Below are 10,560 nucleotides of genomic sequence, written 5' to 3'. Positions count from 1 at the left end.
GTATTTGATATAATGAGTGGGAGTTGTTGATCGTTGGCTGATCCATACTTGTACTGTTAGTGCACCCTTCTTATTAACAGATGAACATTGACCAAATTCAATAATAGTTCGTGTACTATTCTTAAATGATCCAATTTGAGCTGATTGTACTGTCATACGTGGTCGTGATGGTTCAGTAACAAGTCGACCAGCTAGACGAATCTTAATACCGATAATATGTGAAGGTAGATTACTTTCACCTGATACAACAGGAGTTGTAATACCAAAGATCTTATTAATAACTCGTTCAAATCGATCTGTATCTAGATTCTTCATAATAAATGCTGCTAGAATATCACTATTTAGATAAGGATAATGTAGCTTTACTAGTCGGAGTTCTACTGCTTGTCCCCAAACATTACTTAGAACTTCACCTAGAGCATTAATAGTATTAGCATTAAGTGCTGATTGTACATCTGACATATAATAGAATACTGTTACTGTTACTGTTGTAGGTGTTACATCAATAATAGGCTTAGAAGCTAGTACATCAATAGGTTCGAAAAATTGATTAATAAGTGTATTAGTATGTCGTGTTGCATGAAGATTTTGTGTTGTATTCATACCTGAATCAAAATTATGGCTCATAATTTGAGTATTACCACTTGGTAGATAATACTTAGCTAGTCCATTTGATAGAATATCCTTCATTATTTAAAGTCTGTATATTTTTAGAAATTTCTAATTCTCATGATAATTGACTATCTTGGTTTTATTAGCCAGCAGAGGGACTCGAACCCATCTTACTGCCGTTATGAGTGGCAGGTTTCTACCCTTAAACTATACCGGCTATAAGTACTAATATTAGTCTATCATATAGGCCGAATCTAGTATTACTTTTCTTAACTAGAAAAGAGAGTTAATAATATCTATAACAATAAAGGACCATATATATAGAGTTTATATCAAATATAAATAACTTTATATTATTTATCTATTTATTTCTTTAACATTACTACGACTCTTGTCGTTATTACATATATATATAATTTGGTCTCGGACCTTCCTATGATAACTCATAATAGCTAATACATAGTACTTTCTTTTATCTATTATAATTAATAGATTAGAAGGGTGAGATCCCAGAATTGAACTGAGATATCTTCTGCCACAAAGAAGCGCTCTACCATTGAGCTAAAATCACCTGTAGTTGGGGACGGAGAGACTTGAACTCCCAGTGGGCGTAACCCGGCAAATTTACAGTTTGATATCTTACCAATTAGATTTACATCCCCACATTTTGTGCCGAGGCAGAATTGAACTACCTCCCCAGAATCTTCAGCTCCGTGCTCTACCATTTAAGCTATCGGCACCCAAAATATTAGTATTTATTTGGAGAGGTGGGGAATCGAACCCCAGTTACTATGATGCAAACATAATGTACTAACCACTGTACTACATCCCCACGTTACTTATATTAAATTTAAGGGGAGTAATAATAATGATATATAAATTATGTTCGATTTGATGAACCGTCAAGTGATGTGTTTTCTAGCATTCCAATAATTGGTAGTAGGACTACAAACCAACCAAAGTATACAGCAGTTGCAATAGCCCCAACTGTTACAAATGGTTCTTCAGCGTGTTGGCTACCAATCCACATTAGAAGGAAGAAGTTACCTACGAATACCCAGAAGGCAAATCGTGTTAGAGGTCGGTGCACATTACCTCGAGTTCGTCCTACGTCAAGTAGGGGCATAGCAAGTAGGATTAGTAGCGATCCTAGCATTCCAACTACTCCTAGTAGCTTGTTAGGAATTGACCGTAGAATTGTATAGAACGGTAGAAGATACCATTCCGGTACAATTGAAGGTGGTGTTTGCATAGGGTTAGCAGGAATATAGTTGTCACTGTGTCCTAGCATGTTAGGTGCATACATTACTAGAGCTGTTAGAGCAATGAAGAAAAGGATAATTGTTACTAGATCCTTAAAGATAAAGTATGGATGCATTGGTGCCTTTTCAGCATTTGAGCTAATACCTTCAGGGTTTGAGCTACCGTGTGTGTGAAGTGTTAGCATATGTACTAGAGCTAGAGCTGCTAGAATAAATGGTAGTAGATAGTGAAGTGAGAAGAATCGGTTAAGTGTAGCATTATTAACAGAGAATCCACCCCATACAACATTATAGCTTATAAAAGCCTGCTTACTATTTCTAGTAAGATTAGACTATGTCATTCACTACGTTTAGAGTGAAAGGGCGCTCTAGGTTGGATTATTGTTAGTATTACTCACCAACTAGTCGTTGAACTTTTCTAGATTTATATAAATACTAATCTAGACTTAGCTGCAAATTGTCTTAATCTAGGGGTTGAGTTATATGATTAAGAGTTTCTTGCAATTCACCCTTTTTTTCAATTTGAGTCACCTCAAAAAGCAACTTTATATCCTTTATGTTCTGGCAGATTAATATTCTTAAACCGCTTTACGTTTCGTATATTGTTAATCCAATTGTCATATTGTACCTTCTTGTAACCTACAATTGGATGTAGCCCTGAATGAGAAAAGAATTGAACCACAGTATTTAGATCCTTAACGGAAGAAACATTAAACTTTGAATATCCAATAGTAGATATGTCAATAGTTCGAGTCGTATTAAATAGAATTCGGAAAGCTTCAAAAAGTGTAATATGTTCACGTTGTCGGATAGAGAAATAAAACTCATTAGAAGCCTTAATGTGGAATGATCCTTCAGCCATAACAAAACCAACAACCCAATTCCGAAAGAAAGGAATAGATAGATATCCAGCTGGAGTAGTAGGTAGAGGGTAGATATTAGAATTAAAATTAGTGGGTACGTCTGCATACCATACAATATTATTAGTTAGTACATGTAGAGCTAGTGCATATTGTTGCCGACGTGTATCAGTAAGAAAATAAATACCATGATGAATTAGAAGAGGAAATACAATCTCTTGAAGATCGATTCGCCCAATAATATACTTTACTGTAGTATTGTAATAGTTAATACGACCTACTTGTAGTACAGAATAGAAATAGCGTAGAAGTTCTGCGTCTCGTACGTCTAGAGAAATAACTAGCTCAAAAGAGATATAACCATCAGTAGCCCGAGTAAGCTTAATATAGCCGTCTCCATCTACAAAGCCAGCAAACATAGATATGAAGTCATAGCTAACATTTTGATACTTACTCTTGTCCTTACTATTACGTGGATGAATAGATCGACTATTCATATTACCTACAGTAGGTAGAAATTCTGAACTGAAAAATACATGAAATGATACTAGACAAAGGATAAAAACAAATTGTGTAAAGTCCGTACCAATCCAAGGAATAGCAGATAGCATATTAGTAATTACAGTTGCCAAATTATCTAATCATATACGATAAAAAATTTCCGAATATGACCATGTACCTGTCTTAAATCCTAAATTAAAAGGAACGCAGGCCTTATAATTAGATATATCTAATAGAAATTCCGACTGTACATTAAGCACCATTTTAGATGATACCCACCGATGAACCAGTCTGTAGCGACCACTAATAATATCCATAATATTATAGTAACCGACGGTCTGAATCAGAAATTATAGATTTTTAACCGTTTTCATCAGTGTCGCCATATATAAATATGACTATATTCTTATACTGTGATGGGGAGTATTATATGATATAAGGTTATTCACCTAGCTTATAAAGCATAGATGGTACAAAATATGGTCGAACTAGATCTCGTAGTAGAGGCATAGATTCGGACCACACATAAATATGATACTGGTTAGGTACCCCAGCATTTTGTACTGAAGACTTAATTCCATATAGTTCTGCTAGAGTGTTAGAAAGAAATACGCAGTCATTATATGTAAAGCAGTTTGTTGCTAGCTTTAGACCGTAACCCATTCGACCACCATCATCCATAATCCAAATAGCAAGTGCTAGTGGAGTAAGATACATGGCAATATTAGCTGGTACAATCTTAATGCCGTTAACATACCAATCTGAAAAGATAAAGTTAAAACTACTATATGTGTAAGTTCGGAATCGAATTACGTACCGAGTGATTCCATTATCAACACGTGTTTGGATAACAGGTGTGATAGGGCTACAATAACCAAGAGAAGAGATAAGTTCATGTAGCCATAGTAGATATTCTATATGACTACCTGCTTGATAGAAAGTAATACGAGTACCATTTCCTTGAACTCGCTGTTCAGCATGACCATCTCCAAGTAGAGAACCAGTAATAATGCTAAGAATAGTTATATTATGGGGTCCTACTCGGCTAATAGCTGAAATTCGCTTAGCTAGCATTCCAGACCGAAGATATACATTAATAAGTACAAGTACAACTGCATAAATCACAGTATTAGAACATGTCGGGCAATTTGAAATACCCCAAAGTGACATTTGACCGTAAGGTAGTACGTAACCTAGGAAGGCTGTACCCATCATCAGGACTAGAATAATAACTCCTACTGACCATGGTAGAATTCGAGGAGACTTGTATGATCCAAAGTATAGTCCTCGTGCGATATGTAGGTATACAAAGATGAAGAAGAATGACGCTGTGTTAGCGTGAATATATCGAATCATCCATCCGTAGTTAACATCCCGCATGATATGTTCAACGCTGATAAATGCTAGATCAATATTAGGTGTATAGTGCATTGCTAGAATAACACCTGTTAGAATTTGTGTTCCTAGACAAAGTGCTAGTAGTGAACCAAAATTCCATGCGTAGCTAATGTTAATAGGTTGTGGTGAATCACAAATGTAACTATTAGCAATAGATAGTAGTGCATTACTCTTTATTACTCGCATAGATATTATATTCTTAATCTTATTGTCTTACCTTATATCAATTAGCAATCTCAGCGCTTTTTTGGTTATATTTATAATTAAATACCTTAAGCCCAAGAGGAATCGAACCTCTGCCACACCGATATCAACGATGGGTACTAACCGCTATACTATAGGCTTTATATACATTAATTAGTTTTTAATCTACTTATATGTAAGGGGAGTTGGGATAATATCAAATGCCATTAGAATACTTGGAGCTAGTACTACGAAGGCAATAGCTAGAGGAAGCATATCTGTCCAACATAGTACCATTAGTTGGTCGTATCGAATTCGTGGGAATGTAGCTCGACACCAGACAAAGAAAAAGCAAATAATACATGTCTTAACTCCTAGTACAATACTTTGTAGGTTAACGAAGGTGTCGTTGATAAATAGTTCTGGCATGTTGTACCCACCTAGAAATAGGATTGCTGTTAGACATGACATTAGAACAATTGAACAGTATTCTCCTAGGAAGAAGAATACAAAGATCATACCACTGTGTTCAGTAAAGAAACCAGCTACTAGTTCTGATTCTGCTTCTGGTAGGTCAAATGGTGTACGATTAGTTTCAGCTAGTGCTGAAATTAGAAATACAATGAATACAGGTAGCATAGGAATAACAAACCAAATAGCTTCTTGATGTTCGATAATTGTTGTGATATTAAATGATCCTGTCATAAAGATCACTGTTAGAATTGCTGAACTTAGTACTAGTTCATATGAAATCATTTGAGCTGTTGATCGTAGTGATCCTAGAAATGCATACTTAGAGTTAGCTGACCATCCAGCAAATAGAGTACCATAAATACCAATTGATGAAATAGCCAGAGTATATAGAATTCCCATTGAAAAATCAAAAATAGTTAGTCCAGCACCAAATGGAATAACAGCCCATCCTAGTAGACTAAATACTAGTGTAATAATAGGAGCTAGATAAAATAGACTTACCGTAGCATGAGCAGGAATTACTGTTTCCTTTACTACTAGCTTTAGAGCATCAGCGACTTAAAAAAAAAATATTAGGGTTGTTGTCGTAGGCTCGTGTAGTAATAATAACCCTTGTAAGCTTTGTTTGTATCTAGCTTTGTAGTTAGTGTAGTAGCTCCGATCCCCATTGTCTTTGCAGCTAGTCGGATACTTCGGAAAGGAGCACCTGTTACTAGTGTAAAAGAGTTTTCTGTGTAAACATATACCGTCTTCCCATTCATTTCTGCTGCTGCATCTAGCGTAGCCTTGCTTGGACCAGTACCATAATTATGATTCTTAGGCCCAATCTTGCCTACACTCTTTCGAGCACGTGTACTGTCAGAATCCTTTCGACCTGTTAGTGCTAGACTAATCTTAGATCGAGTAAGAACAGATAGACCTAGGATGTCTCGTGGGTTAGCTGTCATTATAACATTAAGAAGCGGCTTAAATGTATAAAGATACCAATTTTCTCGTGCTACAATTTGTTCACGAGAACATGTTTCAACCACAGTAATAGAAAAATTATGCCATCCGAAAGTCTTTAGGAATAGAGCTAGAAAATTATTACCCTTAGGTGTATTGTAATAATGGTACTTTATCCGTTGACCCATATTTACAGATGAACCATAATATGTGAAAAGTCGAAAAGGGAGAAAAGTGATCTTATAAACATCACTTGTACCTCACCACTTCTTATAAAAAGCATTGATATTGTCAGGCACATTTGAACAATGGTCTACAGCTACATGCTTCTTCTTACGATTGATATAAGACCAAGTCTTATATCGAATAATATGCGTGTAAAGTACATAAGATTCTGCAACACTAAATGGGATAACTATACACATTAGAATATAATCACTACTTATGGTCAGAGATACAATAACGACTAGAATAACTAGAATATTTACGACATTTATTTAGATCATATCACCATCCTATTGTATAGGATGCAGAACGTGTGATCGTTGAGGATCCTACTTGTATACTAATATACTTTGGTTTCCTGCTGATTATACATAACTGAAAAACTGATTGTCACTATTTTAATATAGTACAGCCTCCATAGTACTTTCCAGCATATAGTTCTGTTTTCATTCACCTCTTACGAGATAAAGCCGCTCGCCTTTTTTATATAAAAAATTTTTTAACGGTTGTAGAACTCCATAATAACCTACCTTATTAGGTCCTACTCGTCGTTGCATAGCAGCAAGAACCTTTCGTTCAATAATAGTCATGAAAGCAACGGCTAGAAGAATAGGTACAAGCACAATAAGAACTTCTAGAAGATTATATAGTGATGTTAGAATAGCCATTTTTTATGATATTTTTAATCAGAGGTACTCAATACAATGATATATATATATACATTATAGAGTCTATTATGTTTCTAGATATTATTATTATGATTGTGAATCTAGCCAGCTTAGATACTTATCAAGTGATACTGCTTCTACTGCAATAGGCATGAATCCGTGCATTACACCACAAAGTTCAGAACATTGTCCGTAATAAACTCCTTCTCGTTCTGTAATAACGGATACTTGGTTCAGTCGACCTGGAGTACAATCAATCTTTAGTCCTAGAGATGGTACGGCAAAGTCATGGATTACGTCTGCCCCTGTTACTACAAATCGTACATGTGTATCAACTGGTAGTACTACTCGATTATCAACATCTAGAAGTCGAAGTTGTCCATCTTCTAGATCTGAATCTGGAATCATATAGCTATCGAATTCGATTGATTCCCCATCTTCATTTACAAAATCACTGTATTCGTATGACCAATACCATTGGTGTCCTACTGCCTTAATAGTCATAGCAGGTGAAATAACATCATCCATTAGGTAAAGTAGCTTGAATGATGGGAAAGCAATTGCAATTAGAATTAGAGCTGGAGTAATAGTCCATACTAGTTCGATTAGTGTACCGTGGTTAGAGTACTTGTGTGAAATAGGGTTTGATGTACTACTGTAGTTAATTACTACTGATCCAATTACCCACATTACACCGATAAAGATTAGTACAAGGTAGAAGAAAATTGCATTGTGTAGTTCTGTGATACCTTCAAATGTAGGGCTAGCACCGTCCTGGAAACCAATTTGCCATGGTTCTGCTGCATCACATTGTACAAATGTTGACCAAAGTGAGAAAGTCATGTTTTAGACTTATGATATCTATCATCCATACCACGTTTATTATTATACATTATATATTAATTGTGGTAACTATTATTCATTTGGGTAATCCTTAATCATTTTATTAGAATTACTTTAAGGAATAGTTGAATCGAACAACTGCTACCATTGTGTAAGAATGGGGGTCTAACCACTGACCTAATTCCTTTTAATTAATTAATTAACTTCTTTTATACACTTATATCAAAAATATTTCTATATTTCCTGAGGGGAGTTACTTCTTTGTTACTGAAATAGAAGATCGTTGGTCTGTAAAGTATAGGACTCCCGCACTAATTTCTACAATAAATCCCATTGTCAGAACAAATGAGAATAGCATAGCTACCCAATAACCCATTAGAGTTAGATTACTCATAGTTACTGCAATAGGGTAGAATAGTAGGATCTCGATGTCAAACAGCATAAATAGAATACCTACTAGGTAATATTGAATACTAAATGGTGCTCGTGTTTGACCTAGAAGTCCATCAAAACCACATTCATAAACACTTACCTTTTCAGAATAAGGTCGACTAGGTGCTAGTAGAATATTAGCCATAAGTAGAATAGCAACAAGAATAGGTACAAAAATAAATAGAATAGTAATACCTGACATTAATATCCATATAGTGTTAGAGCCAGTAGAGTTGTGCTATTTAGAATTAGATCTGGATATACCGCAAATAGGGCGATAATCATAGTTAGTGTTGCAATTGCAAAGCTATGTACTGATGATAGCTTTTGTTCTGGTGATGACACTGTTAGAATTTCAGATGATGGTGAATCAAAGTGAATTACTCGTACAATCTTAAGATAATAATAAGCACTTACTACTGATACTAGAATTGCTACAATTGATAGGAAATAATATCCACTATGTGTAGCTGAATATAGTACTGTTTGCTTTGCAAAGAATCCCATTAGTGGTGGTACTCCTGCCATTGAAAATAGACAAACAGTTAGAGATAGTCCTAGAATAGGATTAGATCGGAATTGTCCAGCTAGTTCAATAATAAGTTGTAGATCAGTATTTTGTCCTGATGATCGAGATACTGATGAATGCATAACATATCCAAATGCTAGAATAATCATAAATGCATTTAGATTTGTGATACTATATTGTACTAGATAAAATAGGAATGATTCAATTGATTCTTCTGTATTTACTCCTAGTGCTAGTAGTAGAAATCCTACATGTGAAATTGTACTATAGGCTAGTAGTCGCTTGATTCGTGTTTGTGCTAGTCCTACTACAGTACCAATTACTAGTGATAGTAGTGATGATACTAGTAGCAGATTTGTCCATACTGTAAATGATTGTCCTACACCTGCTTGTACTTCAAGTAGTAGAATTAGAATTGATAGCTTTGGCATAATTGTTAGCCATGTTGTCACAATTGTTGGTACTCCATCATATACATCAGGAGCCCAATTATGGAATGGAGCAGCTGAAATCTTAAATAGGAAACCAATAACAAAAATAAATAGACCAATAGCACATAGATTCATTTCATTTGTTTCTGATACTGATAGTAGTGTATAAATATTTTCTAGATTTGTTAGACCTGTATATCCATAAATTAGTGCTGATCCTAGTAGAATTAGAGCTGATGATAGTCCTCCTAGTAGGAAATACTTTAGACCAGCTGCTGTAGCAGAATCTGAATCTCGATAAAGAGTAGCTAGAATATATACTGCAAATGATTGTAGTTCAATACTTAGATATACTGATACTAGATCTGCACTTGAGACTAGGAATGAAGCACCACAAGTTGTAAATAGAATAATAATAGGATATGTTGTAATAGTTGGTACTGCTGTAAATACTGTAGATCGTGATTGTAGATTACTTGTTACAGGAGCCCATGGTAGAAGAATCATAGCACCAATAACAAAGATAAATGTGTCAGCCGATTGAGACACTGATGTTACCTGGAATAGACCACTGTAAATACTTACACCTTCTCCAATACCTTGAAGATCTAGAGCATTATATGATAGTGCTGCAGTGTAAAGTAGAACTAGTGAACACATCCGAGTTAGTAGAATAGGATTAATAGATGTATTAGATAGCGCTACGGCCATCATAATAATAAATAGACTAGTTACTAGCATCCCTGTTATTAATTCACTATAATTTTAATTGTTTTCATCTATTCTAATTATACGAGTATTCAGACTCGAACTGAAAAAATTCGCTTGGAAGGCGAAGGTATTACCAATTATACTATACTCGCTTTATAAATTATCATTATTATACTACTTATAATATATTTTTAACGCCCTATAGGATTCGAACCTATATTGACTGTTTCGAAGACAGTAGTACTGACCATTATACGAAAGGCGACTTCCACATTTTTTATGTTATATTATTTTTACTTTTTTTTACGAACGAGGAGACTCGAACTCCTACACCCTGAGGCAACCGTACCTAAAACGGACTTGTCTACCAATTTCAACACGTTCGCTATAAATATGGGTAATCATGTAGATAATCGATTATGCTTATATAATTCTTTATGGTATTATTATATCCATAACTATGTGGGGAGTTATATGTAATAGTAT

The 10,560-nt window shown here is 34.9% G+C and carries 9 protein-coding genes, 9 tRNA genes and 1 pseudogene; all 19 read right to left on the bottom strand.

The genetic code is table 11. The features are described from left to right. The coding region (locus tag ACYVK5_RS21065; protein ID WP_460624612.1) for a hypothetical protein at positions 1-690 on the bottom strand (690 nt) is incomplete at its 3' end. Positions 691-756: 66 nt separating this feature from the next. Beyond that, a tRNA-Met gene (locus ACYVK5_RS21060) sits at positions 757-829 on the bottom strand. Positions 830-1,111: 282 nt separating this feature from the next. Then, a tRNA-His gene (locus ACYVK5_RS21055) sits at positions 1,112-1,184 on the bottom strand. A 6-nt stretch (positions 1,185-1,190) separates the two neighbouring features. Further along, a tRNA-Tyr gene (locus tag ACYVK5_RS21050) sits at positions 1,191-1,274 on the bottom strand. A gap of 6 nt (positions 1,275-1,280) precedes the next feature. Beyond that, positions 1,281-1,352, bottom strand: a tRNA-Phe gene (locus tag ACYVK5_RS21045). 20 nt (positions 1,353-1,372) lie between these two features. Then, a tRNA-Ala gene (locus tag ACYVK5_RS21040) sits at positions 1,373-1,444 on the bottom strand. Between the two features lie 48 nt (positions 1,445-1,492). Next, on the bottom strand, positions 1,493-2,173 hold the full coding sequence (locus tag ACYVK5_RS21035; RefSeq protein WP_460624621.1) for a cytochrome b N-terminal domain-containing protein: 681 nt from the start codon (positions 2,171-2,173) through the stop codon (positions 1,493-1,495). A 233-nt stretch (positions 2,174-2,406) separates the two neighbouring features. Then, positions 2,407-3,366 (bottom strand): LAGLIDADG family homing endonuclease, encoded by a 960-nt coding sequence (locus tag ACYVK5_RS21030; protein ID WP_460624611.1) that lies wholly within the window; start codon positions 3,364-3,366, stop codon positions 2,407-2,409. Positions 3,367-3,676: 310 nt separating this feature from the next. Next, entirely contained in the window at positions 3,677-4,819 is a 1,143-nt protein-coding gene (locus ACYVK5_RS21025) for a cytochrome b N-terminal domain-containing protein (protein ID WP_460624610.1), read from the bottom strand. Between the two features lie 87 nt (positions 4,820-4,906). Further along, a tRNA-Ile gene (locus ACYVK5_RS21020) sits at positions 4,907-4,978 on the bottom strand. A gap of 24 nt (positions 4,979-5,002) precedes the next feature. Then, positions 5,003-5,836, bottom strand: a pseudogene (locus ACYVK5_RS21015) (complex I subunit 1/NuoH family protein); the annotation flags it as partial. 26 nt (positions 5,837-5,862) lie between these two features. After that, positions 5,863-6,474 (bottom strand): hypothetical protein, encoded by a 612-nt coding sequence (locus ACYVK5_RS21010; protein WP_460624620.1) that lies wholly within the window; start codon positions 6,472-6,474, stop codon positions 5,863-5,865. Positions 6,475-6,906: 432 nt separating this feature from the next. After that, entirely contained in the window at positions 6,907-7,128 is a 222-nt protein-coding gene (locus ACYVK5_RS21005; RefSeq protein WP_460624609.1) for an NADH-quinone oxidoreductase subunit H, read from the bottom strand. Positions 7,129-7,215: 87 nt separating this feature from the next. Next, positions 7,216-7,971: a cytochrome c oxidase subunit II gene (coxB, locus tag ACYVK5_RS21000; protein ID WP_460624608.1), complete on the bottom strand. Its 756-nt coding sequence runs from the start codon at positions 7,969-7,971 to the stop codon at positions 7,216-7,218. A 253-nt stretch (positions 7,972-8,224) separates the two neighbouring features. Then, positions 8,225-8,548, bottom strand: a complete 324-nt coding sequence (locus ACYVK5_RS20995) for an NADH-quinone oxidoreductase subunit A (RefSeq protein WP_460624619.1) — start codon at positions 8,546-8,548, stop codon at positions 8,225-8,227. Positions 8,549-8,604: 56 nt separating this feature from the next. Continuing rightward, on the bottom strand, positions 8,605-10,104 hold the full coding sequence (locus ACYVK5_RS20990; protein WP_460624607.1) for an NADH-quinone oxidoreductase subunit N: 1,500 nt from the start codon (positions 10,102-10,104) through the stop codon (positions 8,605-8,607). 50 nt (positions 10,105-10,154) lie between these two features. Continuing rightward, positions 10,155-10,226 (bottom strand) — tRNA-Gly (locus ACYVK5_RS20985). A gap of 41 nt (positions 10,227-10,267) precedes the next feature. Next, a tRNA-Arg gene (locus ACYVK5_RS20980) sits at positions 10,268-10,338 on the bottom strand. 40 nt (positions 10,339-10,378) lie between these two features. Further along, positions 10,379-10,460 (bottom strand) — tRNA-Leu (locus tag ACYVK5_RS20975). Between the last annotated feature and the right edge of the window lie 100 nt (positions 10,461-10,560).

Source organism: Myceligenerans halotolerans (assembly GCF_054782975.1).
The sequence above is the reverse complement of the archived record's forward strand: the minus strand, read 5'-3'. Positions and strand labels throughout refer to the sequence as shown.